This is a genomic window from Thermoanaerobacter sp. CM-CNRG TB177 (assembly GCF_018588165.1).
GTDB classification, from domain to species: Bacteria; Bacillota; Thermoanaerobacteria; order Thermoanaerobacterales; family Thermoanaerobacteraceae; genus Thermoanaerobacter; species Thermoanaerobacter thermocopriae.
In genome coordinates, this window is the sequence record NZ_JAFCAC010000060.1 from 54,684 (window position 1) to 71,177 (window position 16,494).

Sequence of the window (16,494 nt, forward strand, 5' to 3'; positions counted from 1 at the left end):
AAGGAATTGAAACTGTTAAAATATAGTGTACTTCCCAAGGACTTAAAAGAGGACCAATAAAATTTTTGTAGGAAATTGTCAGCACAAAAAATAAAAGGCCCCGGTGAACCTCTCTTAACTGGCAGGACTTCTTCACATGAAAAGGTTTGCTGGCTTAGTCAGCGATACCCGTACTTACTCGTTCCAACGCAGCGTTGACGATGGTTCTCCATAAACGAAGTCGACCAGCTACATGTGCCTATGCCGAGATTCAAGTTCTTCGGGTCGGTAAGGATAATGCGGGAAACGCCCTCATTGTAGAATGATACGACTGAATCAATTGTGTCGATTTCGTGCTGGAAGGTTGCTGCTACCTGTCCTTGTAAGTCCAGTCTTCGGGAGGGATAGGGTTTTCTAGCTCTCTGTTCACTATGTTGCGTTTTCTTTCCACAGAGGTTTCTGCAATCTCAGTGGCCATCTGGCATTGTCTCCTTTCCAATTCCAATGGTACCAGCCGAGCGGGGAAAAGTAAGATAACAAGTAGGCCCATCGGTTTGGGCAGGTGAGGGTCTAGTTTTGGGGGATTTTCGCGGTTGGTGGTAGAAAAAAGCAAATTACAAGTAGGCCCCAGGATAGTTACTAAGATTTATCCTCCAAAAGGTATTGACTTGGAGTTAACTCCAGCAAGTATACTTTAAATTGTAGATAAAAACATAGGGGGGTTATCTATGGTAAAGCGAAAACTGGGAAAATCTGGTCTTGAGGTTTCCGGAATTGGACTGGGATGTATGCGGATGAGTTTTGGTCAGAATCCTCTTCCCGATAGGGAAGAGATGATTGCGCTCATTCGCAAGGCAGTAGAACTGGGTGTTACCTTTTTTGATACCGCTGAGGTTTATGGACCGTACACTAATGAGGAACTTGTGGGAGAGGCTTTGGAGCCGTTCAAGGGCGAGGTGGTGATTGCCACCAAGTTTGGATTTGATTTATATCCTGACGGAAGACCTGGTTGGAGGGGACTTAACAGCCGACCAGAGCACATCAAAAAAGCTGTAGAAGGTTCTCTCAGGCGACTCAAGGTAGACGCGATTGATCTTTACTACCAGCACCGTGTGGATCCAAATGTACCCATTGAAGACGTGGCTGGAGCGGTAAAGGACCTCATCCAGGAAGGGAAAGTAAGATACTTTGGATTGTCGGAGGCAAGTGCAGAAACTATTCGCCGAGCTCATGCAGTTTGTCCAGTTGCCGCTGTTCAAAGTGAGTATTCTCTATGGTGGAGGAAGCCTGAGGAAGAGGTACTACCAACGTGTGAGGAATTAGGTATTGGTTTTGTTCCTTACAGTCCGCTTGGGAAGGGATTTCTTACAGGAACTATAGATGAGAAAACTCAATTTGATTCAACAGATATACGTAGCAGTATTCCTCGTTTTCAACCTGAAGCAATACGGGCAAATCTTGCACTTGTTGATTTTATAAAGGAAGTTGCCCGCAGAAAGCAAGCAACTCCTGCACAAATAGCTTTAGCTTGGCTTTTAGCTCAAAAACCTTGGATTGTTCCAATTCCTGGTACAACAAAACTTGAACGACTCAAAGAAAATATAGGTGCTGTATCTATAACATTTACTGAAGAAGAATTAAGAGAGATAAATGAAGCACTTTCAAAAATTCCTATCCATGGTGGGCGATATCCGGAAGAGGTAGAAAAAATGACGTATCGATAAATCCTTTAAATGAAATTGAAGAGCAGTAGTTATTTTAATGCTAAGATTGATAATAGAAGGTAGGATGATGCATTACAGAGATTTTGGAAAAACGGGTATGAAAACTGGTGTTGAACCAAACCCACGGCTGTCAACTGTAGTGCGTGCTGCAGAACTGGCAAAAAAAGAGGCATGTGATGTGGTCATAGGTATGGGTGGCGGCAGCGTCATGGATGCCTCAAAAGTAATTGCAGCCTCAGTCCTTTATGAAGGTGATCCTAAGGATATGCTTGTACGGGCAGGAAAAGCGCCCAGACTTCCGAATTGGAAAAGTCACTGATGAGATGCTTTCCTATTGGGCTGATAAGACTTTGGAAGTTCTTTGTGACGAAGAAGGAAAGCTTCCAGGTCGTCCACCTTTGAGGAAGGAAGATATTGTAGAGATACTGCGTATGGCAATGTAATTAGTTCAGTAGGAGGGATTAACATGCAAAAAGTAGTTTTGAATAACGGCGTTGAGATGCCCATTTTGGGTTACGGTGTTTATCAGATCACTGATCTTGAACAGTGCGAACAGTGTGTTTACGAAGCTATCAAAGCGGGTTACCGGTTGATCGATACAGCAGCCGCTTACATGAATGAAAAAGCGGTTGGGAAGGCTATTAAGAGAGCAATTGAGGAAAGTATAGTAAAAAGAGAAGATCTATTTATCACCACAAAACTCTGGATACAGGATGCGGGCTACGAATCAGCGAAAAAAGCATTTGAAAAATCGCTTAAAAAGCTTCAGCTTGACTATATCGACCTTTATTTGATTCATCAACCTTTTGGTGATGTGCATTGTGCTTGGCGGGCTATGGAGGAACTCTATAAAGAGGGGCTTGTGAGGGCAATAGGTGTGAGCAATTTCTATCCGGACCGTCTCATGGATTTGATAGTTCACCACGAAGTAGTTCCTGCTGTGAATCAGATTGAAATCCATCCCTTCTGCCAGCAAACAGAAAGCATCGAGTTCATGAAGAAATATAATGTACAGCCAGAAGCCTGGGGTCCTTTTGCAGAAGGTAGGAACAACATCTTTCAGAATGAAGTTTTAGCATCTATAGCCAAAAAGTACAATAAAACAGTTGCGCAGGTGATTTTGCGCTGGCTGGTTCAAAGAGGGATAGTCACAATCCCTAAAACTGTGCACAGAGAAAGGATGATTGAAAACATTAGCATTTTCGATTTTGAATTGAGTCAAGAGGATGTGGAAAAGATTGCAACATTAGACACAAAAAAGAGCTTGTTCTTATCGCATAATGATCCGGAAACCGTGAAATGGCTTGGCACACTTAAATTTGATATATAGGGGGTAAATGAAAAACAGTGATTTTGAAAGGAGTGTAGGAATTGCCGTATTCAAAGATTCTTATCGCTTATTTTTCTCGCAGAGGAAATAACTATGTAGGTGGCAGTATTTTAAACCTGCCGATTGGAAATACAGAGGTAATAGCGAAGAAGATACACGAACTTACTGGTGGTGATATGTTCGAAATTAAAACGGTAAAGCCATATCCGGAAGATTATACAGAAACAACAGAAGTAGCAAAGGAAGAAAAAAGGCAAAATGCCAGACCAGAACTTGTAAATAAGCTAGACGGCATAAATTCTTACGATGTGATTTTCATCGGCTACCCCAATTGGTGGGGAACGATGCCGATGGCTGTGTTTACATTTTTAGAGTCTTATGATTTCGCGGGAAAGACCATTGTTCCATTTTGCACACATGAAGGTAGCGGAATGGGAAGCAGTGAGCGCGATATCAAGAGACTTTGCCCGAATGCCAAGGTACTGCCTGGTTTAGCCATTCGCGGAAGTAATGTTAACAGAGCAGACAAAGATATTGCAGACTGGCTTAAGAGACTTGGTTTGATATCATAGTATACCGTAAATGAAAGGGAGGAAAGAGAATGGATAAAACCGAACCAAGAAACTTAAGCGGCAGGACAATTTTCCCACTTGGGCAAAAAGTTGAAAGTGAACATTTTACAGGAACAGTCTGGGTTGAAACGCTGGCTTCTAACGACGGCATTTTTAATTGCCCAATCTATAATGTTACTTTTGAGCCGGGTGCAAGGAATAACTGGCATAAACATCCCGGCGGACAAATTTTGCTTGTTACCGGAGGAAGAGGCTATTATCAGGAAGAAGGTCGGCCTGTACAGATAATCAAAGAAGGCGATGTTGTAAAAATCCAACCGGGTGTTAAACATTGGCATGGAGCGGCTCAGGATAGTTGGCTTTCTCATATCGCGATTACAGCTAATCCTAAAAAGGGTGAAGTTGAATGGATGGAACCTGTTTCTAATGAATATTATTTGCAGCTTAAAATAGAGGGAAAAGATGCATAGCCAAAGCACGTGTATAAAACAAACTTGGGTTAGAAACTTCTATCTAATATAGTAGCACGGATAGTGCTACTATATTAAAACCCTTGACTTGGAGTTAACTCTGAATATTAAATAATATTGAACATTGGAGGTGAAGCCACATGACGATTGCAGAAGTAAGCAAAAAATTTGGCCTTTCACCGGATACACTCCGCTACTATGAGCGTATTGGCCTGATTCCCAGGGTAAATCGCAACGAAAGCGGTATCCGGGATTATACGGAGGAAGACTGTAAGTGGATTGAATTCATTAAATGTATGCGCAGCGCAGGTGTTCAAGTTGAGACGCTGGTGGAGTATGTTACGCTGCTCCAGCAGGGCGACAAAACTATAGAGGCCAGAAAACAAATCCTTATCGAGCAACGGGAGAAACTTCTTTCCCGCATTGAAGAAATGAAGAGAGCGCTGGAAAGGTTAAATTTTAAAATTGAAGAATATGAGACTAAGCTTATTCCGGCAGAAAACAACTTAAAAAGATTGACACACAACAGCTAATCTATGAAAAGACGGGCTAAATTTTTCTTCAAAAATATAGACGCACAAATAGGCTATTTTGTTCCGTTTTTTCACACGATGGTTACGTGGAACTTTTGTGGTGAATATATAAATAAGACTTTTGCAATGTTTGGGGGCTTCCTAATTAATTGTGGTTTAAAGTTGCTAAGAGATAGTATAGAGAATTTAAATTATTATTGTTCAAAATTTATCATTTATGAGATATAATAATATTAAAAAAGACTAGATAAAGATAATGATAAAAATGCAGAGCAAGCTATTTAGTAAACAATATAATATAAATATTAGTGAGTAATGTAAATTACAAAGAAATTCTAAGTAGGATGTAAAGGGGTATAATAATGGAATCATTTGTAAAAGAAATACTCAACTTTCTACCTAGAGAATTAGCAGTTCTATTTATAGCAGCATTGCCAGTAATAGAGCTTAGAGGAGCAATTCCAATAGGCATATCTTTAGGGTTATCTCCTTTTTATACTACGATTATAAGCTTGATAGGTAGTATGATACCAGCACCCTTTATATTATTTACCATTAAACCTATATTTGTTCGTCTTAAAAAAACGAGATTATTTAAAAAGTTAGTAGATAAGCTTACAGATAGATCTTTAAAGTATAATGGGGAAAAAATACAGAAATATGGCGTATGGGGGCTTGTACTGGTAGTAGCTATTCCTTTGCCTGGAACGGGAGTATGGAGTGGAAGTTTAGCTGCAGCTCTTTTAAACATGCAATTCAAGCAGGCGCTTTCAGCCATATTTATAGGAAATATTATAGCAGCTATTTTAGTTATGATATTAAGTTATGGTGTAGGAAGTTTGTTTTTCTAAGCATTAAGTAAAAGAATAACTTATAATATTCGAAGGTTTGGCTCTTAAATACCTTGTCTTATATTGTAAAATGTGTTATAACAATTATGAAAATAGATGGCTAGTATTTATCATAGAAAAATGGCAAGGGAGATATCTTTGGAACTATACTTAATTTACAACAACAATAAGCGAAATATAAAACATAAATAATAAAGTTATTACAATAAAATAGTAATTAGAACAACCCAAAAATCGAAAAAAACATTACGCTTATGCTCTTCGTTTAACTTTGTTTTTTAGAGGAATTCTCTCATTTTTGCCGAATAAACAAAAGTGAGGAATTCCTTGGAAATATATAGCAGAACCCTTTAGTTTATGAGGTTTTTGGGTACTGCGGTAATCTAAAATAATTTGTGTATTGGAGGGAAGTTTATAATGGAAAAATTAATATGGCTAGCACCTATCTCAGGCGTGGTTGCACTTTTGTTCGCTTTCATGCGCACCATGATGATTATCAAGAGTCCTGTAGGGAACGAGAAAATGCGCGAAATATCCGATGCCATACACGAAGGTGCCATGGCTTTCCTGTTGAGGGAATATAAAACTCTGGCGATATTCGTTGCCGTAATGTTCTTCGTTATAGGTACGTTCATAAATTGGCAAACGGCTGTAAGTTACATAACAGGGTCTATAGCTTCGGTTCTAGCGGGATTTATTGGGATGAGCGTTGCTACCAGAGCCAATGTAAGAACCGCTAATGCGGCACGGGAAGGAATGAATAAGGCCCTTTCCATAGCATTTTCTGGCGGTACTGTGATGGGAATGTCAGTGGTTGGCCTGGGCCTTTTAGGCCTCGGGATACTATATTTCTTGTTCGGGGACCCTGCGGATGTAAAAAGTTTTGACGTCATCAATGGTTTTGCCCTTGGAGCCAGTTCAATAGCCTTATTTGCTAGAGCTGGCGGAGGAATATATACTAAAGCAGCCGATGTTGGAGCTGACCTTGTCGGCAAGGTGGAAGCGGGTATACCTGAGGATGATCCCAGGAATCCGGCGGTAATAGCTGATAATGTAGGGGATAACGTAGGTGATGTGGCCGGTATGGGGGCTGACCTTTTTGAATCTTTCGTGGGTTCAATAATATCCGGTATAGCCATTGGTGCTGTTGCTATCAGTCCTGCAACAAGTCAACCATATGGTATCAAGGGTGTCATCTTTCCAATGCTTGTGGCAGCGGCAGGAATTATCAGTTCCATAGTTGGGACTTTGTTTGTAAGGACAGGAGAGGGAGCCAATCCACAAAAAGCTCTCAGCAAGGGGAGCTTTGCCAGTGCTATTTTTGTAATATTGATTACTTTCTTTTTCAGCAGGTATTTTTTGCAAGAAATTAACGCTTTTTATGCGGCTGTTTCTGGTATCGTAGTGGGGGTTTTGATAGGAATACTTACCGAATATTATACTTCTTCTAACTACAATCCTGTAAGAGAAATTGCAAAAGCGTCTCAGACTGGACCAGCTACAAACATTATAACAGGCCTGGCTGTTGGAATGAAAAGTACAGCTTTGCCGGTGTTGTTTATAGCGTTAGCAATAATTATATCCTATAAATTCGCTGGCCTCTACGGTATAGCTCTCGCGGCAATCGGTATGTTGTCAACTACGGGCATGACTGTTGCAGTAGATGCCTATGGGCCTATAGCCGACAATGCTGGTGGTATTGCGGAAATGGCCGAACTTGACCCATCTGTCAGAAAAATCACCGACAAGCTGGATGCGGTCGGAAATACCACGGCAGCCATGGGCAAAGGATTTGCCATTGGTTCTGCAGCACTGACGGCTCTAGCACTGTTTTCAGCGTATACTACCGCTGCAGGTTTAAAAGAGGGTATCGACCTACTGCGGGCTGATGTTATAGTTGGTCTTTTAATAGGAGCAATGCTGCCTTTCTTGTTTTCTGCGATGACTATGGAAGCAGTGGGGAAAGCGGCATCCCAGATGATCGAAGAGGTTCGCAGGCAGTTCAGGGAAATTCCGGGCATAATGGAAGGAAAGGCCAAGCCTGATTATGCAAGGTGCGTTGATATAAGCACTAGAGCGGCTCTTAGGGAAATGATAATTCCGGGCCTTATTGCTGTTATTGCACCACTAGCCATTGGGTTTATATTTGGCAGAGAAGCTCTGGGAGGGCTTTTAGCTGGTGCGTTGGTGACTGGCGTCATGTTAGCAATTCAGATGGCTAACTCAGGCGGAGCTTGGGATAATGCCAAAAAGTATATTGAGGAAGGAAATTATGGAGGCAAGGGTACACCCACCCATGCAGCGGCTGTTGTAGGAGATACTGTGGGGGACCCCTTCAAAGACACTTCTGGCCCGTCCCTGAACATCCTGATAAAACTCATGACTATCGTGGCCCTGGTTTTTGCACCTCTGTTTATGAAGTAATTTTGAAAAAGACTCCTGTGGGGATTTTCCTCACATGAGTCTTTTTTATTTTAGTGCTTCTTAATAACGACGGTTTTATTTTAAACATAACATTGATTTAAAAGTATTTGTGTGATATCATAAAAACTATCGGAGGGATTTTTGTGAAAGAGAAGGCTATTGTTGTTTCAAAAAAGGGTAACAAGGCCGAAGTTGCAGTGATACGGACATCTGCGTGTGATAAATGTAGGGCATGCAGCGGTGGCGTTAAAGGACAACCTTTGAAAGTTTGGGCTGAAAATGAAACGAAGGCGGAAGTAGGTCAAATAGTGGAAATTGAGATGGAGTCTAAGGCGCTTCTTTCTGCTACTTTTATACTATACGTAATTCCACTGGCAGGTTTTATTTTGGGAGTGATCTTAGGGCTGAAACTTGCAGATATTTTAAATATCATGTGGAAAGAACTTTTTTCATTCCTAATAGGGCTTCTTTTTATCATACTTGTTTTCGCTGGTATATACGTAAATAACAGATTTTTTGAAAAGAGTCGCATGTTTACTGCAAGAATAGTAAATGTTTTGGACGACCAGTATCAAAAACGTTGACAAAAACCCCACTTTTTACATGTATAAAAAGTGGGGTTTTTATATTACTTACTGTATTGGCTTTTATTAGAATACTTAAACGTAAAGTATGATATAATGAAATTAAAAAAGAATTACAAGATAAGGAACAATCAACAGAAATTTAATGTTAGATGATATGTTTTTATTCGTGAATTTTAGGAAAATAAGAGATAGGAAGGGGGTAAACTTCCATGGGGTAGAGGTTATACAGGGTTATACGGTAGTAAAAGACGGGATTAATAAATGGTGCATTCCCAAGTTTGGCAAAATGCGTGTTGATGCAGTAATTTATGTGAATGATACCTTAAAAGAGCTTTTGCATGAAGACCAGTCTTTACGACAGATTACCAACGCTGCCACCCTTCCTGGAGTGGTGAAACCAGTTATAGGGATGCCGGATATTCACGAAGGGTTTGGTCTTCCTATAGGAGGAGTTATGGCGATAGAGGAGAAAGGGGTTATTTCAGCGGGAGCCGTAGGATATGATATTAATTGTGGTGTAAGGCTTTTGAGAACTAATCTTGAAGCAGAGTATTTTAATAAAGAGCTTTTGTATAAGCTTATAGAACGGATTGAGTATTATGTTCCTACAGGCATAGGGAAAAAGGGACGGCATAAAGGTATTACGAGGTTAATTTTTGATGATGTAGTTCATAATGGGGTAGAGGCTGTCATTAAGGCAGGTTTTGGAAAAAAATCGGATTTAAACTTTATTGAAGAGGGTGGAAAGCTTTCAGGGGCAGACATTTCTGCTGTGTCAAAAGAAGCGCAAGAAAGAGGAGAAGAGCAGCTTGGCACTTTAGGTGGGGGCAATCATTTTATAGAGATTCAACAGGTTGACTCTATTTTGGATGAGAAATTGGCAGAGCGTTTTGGACTTTTCAAAGGGCAAATTGCTGTAATGATTCACACAGGAAGCCGCGGGTTTGGACATCAGATTGCAACAGATTATACTAAGATTCTATGGGAGGCAGCAAAGAAATACGGTGTTGATGTTCCAGAAAAAGGGCTTGCGGCAGCTCCTATTGATTCAAAGGAGGGTAAGGCGTATTATAAAGCCATGGCAGCAGCAGTGAATTTTGCTTTTTCAAACAGACAAATAATTATGTTTGATGTTATAAAAGCATTTGAAGATGTATTAAAAAAATCTTCAGAATCTATGGGCTTTCAACTGGTATATGATGTTGCTCATAATATTGCTAAATGGGAAGAACATGGAGGGAAAAAGCTTCTTGTTCACAGAAAGGGAGCGACGAGAGCTTTACCAGCGGGGCATCCGCAAAATCCTTCTTTTTACAAAGAATCAGGACATCCTGCTCTTATTCCCGGCAGTATGGGTACAGGTTCTTACGTTGTGGTTGGCACAGAGAAAGCGGCAGAAACTTTTTATTCGGTAAATCACGGGGCAGGACGAAGGCTTTCTCGCAACAAAGCGAAAAAAATCACTAAAGAGGAATTTGAAAAGGCTATGGGAGATGTTATATACAATGTCAGGTCTTTTAAGGATATAGTTGATGAGTCGCCGCTGGCCTATAAAGATGTGGAAGAAGTTATTTCTGTCCTTTCAGAAAGAGGAATTACAACACCTGTTGCACGCCTTATACCTCTTGCGGTTGTAAAAGGTGCAGATTAAAATTTTAAGTGAGGTGAATATATGTTTAAAAGTATGAAAATTTGTTTAAGGAAAAACATTGTCGATTGTGGGATAGTTTATAAGTTTTGTTGAGAAATGTGGTGGCAATGAAAATAAGACAAGATTGAGTGCCAATTTTTTGTTTTCCATTGGGATACTCATTTATGCAAGAATTGGGAAATATTATGTTGAACTTTGTAAGAAGAAGAGATAAAATTATTAATTGGGGTGTAAAAAAATGAAAAAATGGTATGTTATATTTACTCGCGGTGGTTTTGAAAACAAAGTTAAAGATATCATTCAGAATTGCTTTAAAGAGGAAGTGAAATTACTTGTTCCGAAAAGAAAAATTATAGAGAGAGTAAAAGGACAACCGGTAGAAAAAATTAAACTTTTGTTTCCTGGATATGTTTTTGTAAATGCCGAAATGAGTGATGAGTTATATTATAAAATGTCTGAAGTTTTAAAAAGGGGTGTGTTTCTGAAAGAAGGAAAAAGGCCTGCTTTTGTAAGAGAAGAGGAGATGAAAATAATTTTGTCTCTTATTAAAAATTCTGATTTAATAGATGTGTCAAAAGGTATAATGGAAGGAGAAAGAGTAAAGATAATTGAAGGACCATTAAAAGGTTACGAAGGGCTTATTAAGAAAATAGACAAAAGGAAAAAGAGAGCAAAAGTTATGCTTAGTATAGCGGGAGAACTGAAAAGTGTAGATTTAGCTATTGAAGTAATTGAAAATGCATCTGAGCAGCGAAGGAGTCTGGTTTACGCTTGTTAATATATTTGTGGAAAGTTAAGAAACAATTTTGTGAAAATTGTGTATTGAGGATTTTCAGTATTATTTATATAATTAAATTGTATGACATAAAAAGGAGGTTGAGACAAATGAAGTTGAATGAAAATATGTTTAGAATGTATGATATTAGAGGGGTGTGGGGTGAAGATTTAACAGATGAGACAGCAGAAATGATAGGAAAGGCTTTTGGTACATATGTAAGACAAAAGGGAATTAAGGATGTGCTTATAGGCAGGGATAATAGATTATCATCAAGACCTATACGAGATGCTTTGATTAAAGGACTTACTTCTACAGGCTGTGATGTATTAGATGTAGGGGTTTTGACGACTCCAGCTTTTTACTATTCTAATGTCCTGTACAATTATCAAGCAGGGATGATGATTACTGCAAGCCACAATCCGCCACAATTTAATGGTTTCAAAGTTATGGTAGGACCTTCTACAATTTATGGCGATGAACTTAAAAAACTTTACTATATAGCAGAAAAAGGCGAATTTGAAGAAGGTACAGGAAATGTGAAGTATGCTTATCCAATTAATTCGTATATTAATATGATAAAAGAAAAGGTTAAATTAGGCGACAGAAAGCTTAAAGTTGTTGTCGATTGTGGGAATGGCACAGGTTCATATTTTTATCCTGATGTGATATACAATTTAGGTTGTGAAGTATATCCTCTCTATTGTGAATCTGATCCTACATTTCCAAACCATTTTCCAGATCCAGTAAAAGAAGAAAATTTAAAAGATTTAATTGAAGAAGTAAAGAGGGTAAACGCAGATTTGGGTATAGCTTTTGACGGTGACGGTGATAGAATTGGTGTTGTGGATGAAAAAGGGAACATAATTTGGGGAGACATGTTGATGATTCTCTATTGGAGAGAAATAATGAAAAAACATCCTGGTGCTGAAGCAATTGTAGAAGTGAAATGTTCTCAGGCATTAGTAGAAGAAATTGAGAAATTAGGAGGCAAACCTATCTTTTTCAAAACAGGACATTCCCTCATAAAAGCAAAGATGAAAGAATTAGGTGCTGTATTTACGGGAGAGATGTCTGGCCATATGTTTTTTGCAGATGAGTACTATGGTTTTGACGATGCGGCATACGCTGCTGCAAGGCTACTACGAATACTTTCTCATACAGATAAATCTTTGTCTGAGCTTTTAGCTGATGTTCCTAAATATCCTGCAACACCTGAAATAAGATTAGAATGTGAGGATGAGAAAAAATTTGATGTGGTAAATGGTGTGACCGAGTACTTTAAAGAAAAAGGATATGACATTATAGATGTTGATGGTGCAAGAGTGTTGTTTGATGGAGGATGGGGACTGGTTAGAGCTTCTAATACGGGACCAGAGCTTATTGTGAGATGTGAGGCAAAGACAGAAGAAAAGCTTGAAGCTATTAAAAAAGAGCTTTCAGAAGCTTTAGCTAAATTTGGCGTGGAGTTTAAATAAGCCATAAAGCTTATATTGGGAGGAAAAAATAGTGAAAATAAGGAAGGCGATAATTCCGGCTGCAGGCCTTGGTACCAGGTTTTTACCTGCTACCAAAGCCCAGCCTAAAGAAATGCTTCCAATTGTGGACAAACCCACTATTCAGTACATAGTTGAAGAAGCAATACAGTCTGGAATTGAAGATATACTTATAATAACTGGGAGGAATAAAAGAGCGATAGAAGACCATTTTGATAAATCAGTAGAGTTGGAGCTGGAGTTAAAAAAGAAAAAGAAAGAAAACCTTTTGCATCTTGTGGAAGACATTACTAATATGGTAGATATTCATTACATTAGGCAAAAAGAACCAAAAGGTTTAGGTCATGCCATATACTGTGCGAGAGCTTTTGTGGGAAATGAGCCCTTTGCTGTTCTTTTGGGGGATGACATAGTAGATGCTGAAGTTCCTGTTTTGAAGCAGATGATTGAACAATACGAAAGGTACAACTGCACTATTATTGGAGTGCAACAAGTGCCGTATGAGGATGTAGATAAATACGGTATTGTTGATTCTACACCTATTGAGGACAGATTGTACAAAGTGAATAATCTCGTAGAAAAGCCTAAAAAAGAAGAAACACCATCAAATATAGCTATTCTGGGAAGATATATAATAACGCCAAGAATATTTGAAATATTGGAAAACACGCCACCAGGAGCAGGAGGTGAGATACAGCTTACGGATGCTTTAAAAACTCTTTTAAATTATGAAGCAATTTACGCCTATGATTTTATTGGCAAAAGATATGATGTGGGAGATAAATTAGGTTACCTTATGGCAACTGTTGAGTATGCTCTAAAAAGAGAAGACTTAAGAGAACCTTTTAAGAGATATTTATTGGAAGTTGCAAGAAATTTAGATCCGGTGGGAGAAGAAGCTGCACCAACAATTACACAAGAAGTTTAAAGATAAAGGAGGATAAAAATTGGAAGAAGAAATTTCATTGCGGGAACTTATTGAGATAATTTTAAAACATAAAAAGACAATCATTATTGTAACGCTTGCTGCAACTTTAGTAGCAGTAGTGCTTAGTTTTTTTGTAATAAAACCTACCTATGAAGCTACTACCACTTTGTCTGTTACTGATGTAACACCTGAAACAGGTTTTTTTGGTTCAAATACCACGGTTATTCTTCCTGGAAAGGATTCAAATCTGCCGTCTGTACAAAGTGACAGCATAGATAAAGACTTATCTTTGTTGTTGTCTTCACTTTTGAAATATCCTGATATGTCAGTGGAGGCATTTAAAGAAGAGGTTACTAATCCTATTGTCCTTATGAATACTGTAAAACAATTAGGATTAGATCCTCAAGAGTACACGGTAGAAAATTTAAAAAAGCAAATTTCAGTTTCTATCGTTAATAATACAAACCTTATAACGGTTACTGTTAAAGAAGATAATCCAGAGCTTGCGGCAAAAATTGCAGATACGATAGCCGAAAATTTTCGGAGTTATATCATTGAGAGAAATAACAGACAGACAGATAAATTAATCGAAACTTTGAACAAACTTACAAATCTCCAAAATGATAAGATAAGAGAGACGACTACTAAACTTAATGAAATTCAAACAAGTTCACAAGACAAACTTTTAATTGAACAAACACAAAAACAGTTGGAATTACTAAAAAACACAAGAGATATAATGCTGGAAAAATATAATATGCTGGAGTTACTTAAAGAATCAGACCTTGGCAAACAGAGCATTCTTATAACTAGCAAAGCGTTAGTGCCGGATAAACCAATAGCACCTAAAAAGTCATTGAATATAATTATAGCATTTATATTGGGTCTTATGGTCAGTATTTTTATAGTGTTCTTTATGGAATATTGGAAGAATACTGACCCTAAAAAAACTACTGTAAAAGCTTAGGAGAAAAGGGAAAAGGGGGATAAAAAATTAATTATCAACGAAGTACTAAGATATTGAGGTAATAGAACCAATAAAAAACAGACCTTGCTGGTTTTACAGACTGAAAAGACGCCTATAGTGGCGTCTCTTTATTTTGTAAATTCTTGAAGTACTTATATGCAAAAAAAGCTGCTGAAACCAGGACAGCTATTATTAAAAAGAAGATGATCCAATTTTTTCTTTTCATTTTTCTCACCTCGAAACCGGTTTACAACATCTACTATTTTAACTCATTTTATGATAAAAAGTAAATAAATTTTCTAAAAGAATAATATTTTTTATCCCGCCAAAAATATATTTAAAATAGAAAGAAAGGCGGGATTTTTTTGATTAGAAAAGAGATTTCGGTTTTTAAAGTTGCTGCAACTTATATAGGTACAGTAATAGGAGCAGGCTTTGCTTCAGGACAAGAGATATTACAATTTTTTGCATACCATGGGATAAAAGGGACTATAGGGCTTTTAATTGCAGTTTTTATGTTTGTGCTGTATGGGTATGTTATTTTACAATTAGGTAACAGGTTTAAAGCCTCTTCTTATAAAAAAGTCATTATGGAAACTGGTGGACCTTTTTTTGGAAGAGTGATAGATTTAGTAGTTACATTTTTTTTGTTTGGAGCACTATCTGCAATGATAGCAGGTTGTGGTGCAATTTTTGAAGAGCAATTTGGGCTTCCTTCTACTTTTGGGGGTGTAGTAATGGCAGTATTATCGGTTGTAACAGTATTAACAGGAATTGGAGGAGTTATTTCTGCCATTTCTTTTGTAGTGCCTTTGCTCTTGCTTGCCATAATCATTGTGGGTACTTTTTCCCTTTTTTATGGACCAGACATTACGGTTATAACAATTGCTGACTTTCCTTTTAAAGCTGCAGTAAAAAATTTTGCATTGTCGGGAGTACTTTATGCTTCCTATAATCTTTTGATGGCAGTTGCCATTCTTGCTCCTCTTGGACAGAAAACCAACGACAGGTCAAAACTAAGATGGGGAGCTATATTAGGAGGAATGGGATTAGGATTAGGTGCGTTTTTGATATTTTTTACAATTCTTATAAATATGCCTACTGCTTCTTTATATGAGATACCCATGCTTTATGTTGCTGGTAATATTTCACCGGTTTTGAAATTTGTATACAGTTTTATTTTGATTGCAGAAATATATACTACGGCTGTTGGAAATCTATATGGGTTTGCGGCAAGGTTTACAGAAGTTGGGTCAGTGAAATATAAGATTTTTACTGTTGCCTCGGGAGGAATAGCCCTTATAGCTAGTAGGTTTGGTTTTGCAAAACTTGTTCATTATTTATATCCTATTGCTGGTTATGGAGGCATTATTATGCTTATTGGCCTTACATATGGAATAATAAATCACAAATAATTTCAACTTTTGCAGATAGCTAATTTTTTATCTAGAGAATGTCGAAAAATGTTGATGAGTATGTTAAAATATTTAATAGGACTAATGTTGGACGGAGGTGTAATATTGGAGAACAAATATTTGTACGAGAAAAAAGCCGTATGTCCAGTGTGTAAGAGAGAATTTACATATACTAAAGTAAGGACTTCACAATTGAAGGTGGAAGAAAGAGAAAGAGATTTTTATACTAAATATAAAGATGGCATTAATCCTTTCTTTTATGAGGTTATTGTGTGCCCAAATTGTGGATATGCTGCTTTGGAATCTGAATTTGACAGAATAACTAATGACAAAAAGGAAAAAATCCTGTCACTGGTAACGGCTAAGTGGGTTAAAAGAGAATTTTCTGGTGAAAGAACACCTCAAAAAGCGTTAGAAACCTATTTATTGGCTTTATATTGTTCCCAGATAAAAGAAGATAAACCCATAGTTTTTGCGAAGACTTGTCTTAGAATTGCTTGGATATATAGGATTTTAAATGATAAGGTAAATGAAGAAAAATATTTGAAATATGCATTGGATTCTTATATAAAAGCCTATAGTGGTTCGGATATATATGAGGAAGAAATACTTCTTATATACATGATAGCAGAACTTAATAGAATGTTAGGCAATAAAGAAGAGGCATTAAAATGGTATAATAAAGTTATAAATCATCCTGACAAGTCTCGACATAATTTAATAGTCAATCTTGCAAGAGATGGATGGCAAAGTTTAAAAGAATGAGGGCATGTTTTTTAGAATGCCCTCATA

General features: G+C 37.8%; 15 protein-coding genes and 1 pseudogene. All 16 read left to right on the top strand.

Translation table 11 applies throughout. The features are described from left to right. The first annotated feature begins 707 nt into the window (after positions 1-707). The 16 genes and pseudogenes from I4N53_RS06755 (at position 708) to I4N53_RS06830 (ending at position 16,467) form a co-directional block, all read left to right on the top strand. On the top strand, positions 708-1,703 hold the full coding sequence (locus tag I4N53_RS06755) for an aldo/keto reductase (RefSeq protein WP_013150032.1): 996 nt from the start codon (positions 708-710) through the stop codon (positions 1,701-1,703). Between the two features lie 67 nt (positions 1,704-1,770). Next, positions 1,771-2,004, top strand: a pseudogene (locus I4N53_RS06760) (iron-containing alcohol dehydrogenase); the annotation flags it as partial. Between the two features lie 165 nt (positions 2,005-2,169). Further along, entirely contained in the window at positions 2,170-3,033 is an 864-nt protein-coding gene (locus I4N53_RS06765; RefSeq protein ID WP_013150033.1) for an aldo/keto reductase, read from the top strand. A 41-nt stretch (positions 3,034-3,074) separates the two neighbouring features. Continuing rightward, positions 3,075-3,605, top strand: a complete 531-nt coding sequence (locus I4N53_RS06770) for a flavodoxin (RefSeq protein WP_013150034.1) — start codon at positions 3,075-3,077, stop codon at positions 3,603-3,605. Positions 3,606-3,634: 29 nt separating this feature from the next. Continuing rightward, the gene (locus I4N53_RS06775) at positions 3,635-4,075 is read left to right on the top strand and encodes a cupin domain-containing protein (protein ID WP_214495906.1); all 441 of its coding nucleotides are present in this window, start codon (positions 3,635-3,637) and stop codon (positions 4,073-4,075) included. Between the two features lie 140 nt (positions 4,076-4,215). Further along, positions 4,216-4,608, top strand: a complete 393-nt coding sequence (locus I4N53_RS06780) for a MerR family transcriptional regulator (protein WP_012994806.1) — start codon at positions 4,216-4,218, stop codon at positions 4,606-4,608. A gap of 362 nt (positions 4,609-4,970) precedes the next feature. Next, positions 4,971-5,459, top strand: a complete 489-nt coding sequence (locus I4N53_RS06785; protein ID WP_012269498.1) for a small multi-drug export protein — start codon at positions 4,971-4,973, stop codon at positions 5,457-5,459. Between the two features lie 417 nt (positions 5,460-5,876). Continuing rightward, positions 5,877-7,883 (top strand): sodium-translocating pyrophosphatase, encoded by a 2,007-nt coding sequence (locus I4N53_RS06790; RefSeq protein WP_214495907.1) that lies wholly within the window; start codon positions 5,877-5,879, stop codon positions 7,881-7,883. Positions 7,884-8,026: 143 nt separating this feature from the next. Beyond that, positions 8,027-8,467 (top strand): SoxR reducing system RseC family protein, encoded by a 441-nt coding sequence (locus tag I4N53_RS06795; RefSeq protein WP_012994808.1) that lies wholly within the window; start codon positions 8,027-8,029, stop codon positions 8,465-8,467. Between the two features lie 145 nt (positions 8,468-8,612). Further along, positions 8,613-10,121, top strand: a complete 1,509-nt coding sequence (locus I4N53_RS06800; RefSeq protein WP_012994809.1) for an RtcB family protein — start codon at positions 8,613-8,615, stop codon at positions 10,119-10,121. A 238-nt stretch (positions 10,122-10,359) separates the two neighbouring features. Continuing rightward, positions 10,360-10,899, top strand: coding sequence for an antiterminator LoaP (gene loaP / locus I4N53_RS06805; protein ID WP_012994810.1), 540 nt, complete (start codon positions 10,360-10,362; stop codon positions 10,897-10,899). Between the two features lie 107 nt (positions 10,900-11,006). Continuing rightward, complete coding sequence (gene glmM, locus I4N53_RS06810; RefSeq protein ID WP_214495908.1) at positions 11,007-12,374, top strand: phosphoglucosamine mutase; 1,368 nt, start codon at positions 11,007-11,009, stop codon at positions 12,372-12,374. A gap of 31 nt (positions 12,375-12,405) precedes the next feature. Beyond that, positions 12,406-13,320: a UTP--glucose-1-phosphate uridylyltransferase GalU gene (galU, locus tag I4N53_RS06815; protein ID WP_012994812.1), complete on the top strand. Its 915-nt coding sequence runs from the start codon at positions 12,406-12,408 to the stop codon at positions 13,318-13,320. 19 nt (positions 13,321-13,339) lie between these two features. Beyond that, complete coding sequence (locus I4N53_RS06820; protein WP_214495909.1) at positions 13,340-14,287, top strand: YveK family protein; 948 nt, start codon at positions 13,340-13,342, stop codon at positions 14,285-14,287. Between the two features lie 365 nt (positions 14,288-14,652). Next, positions 14,653-15,702 (top strand): hypothetical protein, encoded by a 1,050-nt coding sequence (locus tag I4N53_RS06825; protein WP_214495910.1) that lies wholly within the window; start codon positions 14,653-14,655, stop codon positions 15,700-15,702. A 48-nt stretch (positions 15,703-15,750) separates the two neighbouring features. Further along, positions 15,751-16,467 (top strand): DUF2225 domain-containing protein, encoded by a 717-nt coding sequence (locus I4N53_RS06830; protein ID WP_003867739.1) that lies wholly within the window; start codon positions 15,751-15,753, stop codon positions 16,465-16,467. The last annotated feature ends 27 nt before the right edge of the window (positions 16,468-16,494 follow it).

Excerpts from the sequence above, each read along its gene's own strand:
- I4N53_RS06830 (WP_003867739.1), top strand. The coding sequence starts at position 15,751 with ATGTTGATGAGTATGTTAAAATATTTAATAGGACTAATGTTGGACGGA.
- loaP (WP_012994810.1), top strand. The coding sequence starts at position 10,360 with ATGAAAAAATGGTATGTTATATTTACTCGCGGTGGTTTTGAAAACAAA.
- I4N53_RS06800 (WP_012994809.1), top strand. The coding sequence starts at position 8,613 with ATGTTAGATGATATGTTTTTATTCGTGAATTTTAGGAAAATAAGAGAT.
- I4N53_RS06780 (WP_012994806.1), top strand. The coding sequence starts at position 4,216 with ATGACGATTGCAGAAGTAAGCAAAAAATTTGGCCTTTCACCGGATACA.
- I4N53_RS06765 (WP_013150033.1), top strand. The coding sequence starts at position 2,170 with ATGCAAAAAGTAGTTTTGAATAACGGCGTTGAGATGCCCATTTTGGGT.
- I4N53_RS06775 (WP_214495906.1), top strand. The coding sequence starts at position 3,635 with ATGGATAAAACCGAACCAAGAAACTTAAGCGGCAGGACAATTTTCCCA.
- I4N53_RS06785 (WP_012269498.1), top strand. The coding sequence starts at position 4,971 with ATGGAATCATTTGTAAAAGAAATACTCAACTTTCTACCTAGAGAATTA.
- I4N53_RS06790 (WP_214495907.1), top strand. The coding sequence starts at position 5,877 with ATGGAAAAATTAATATGGCTAGCACCTATCTCAGGCGTGGTTGCACTT.
- I4N53_RS06755 (WP_013150032.1), top strand. The coding sequence starts at position 708 with ATGGTAAAGCGAAAACTGGGAAAATCTGGTCTTGAGGTTTCCGGAATT.
- glmM (WP_214495908.1), top strand. The coding sequence starts at position 11,007 with ATGAAGTTGAATGAAAATATGTTTAGAATGTATGATATTAGAGGGGTG.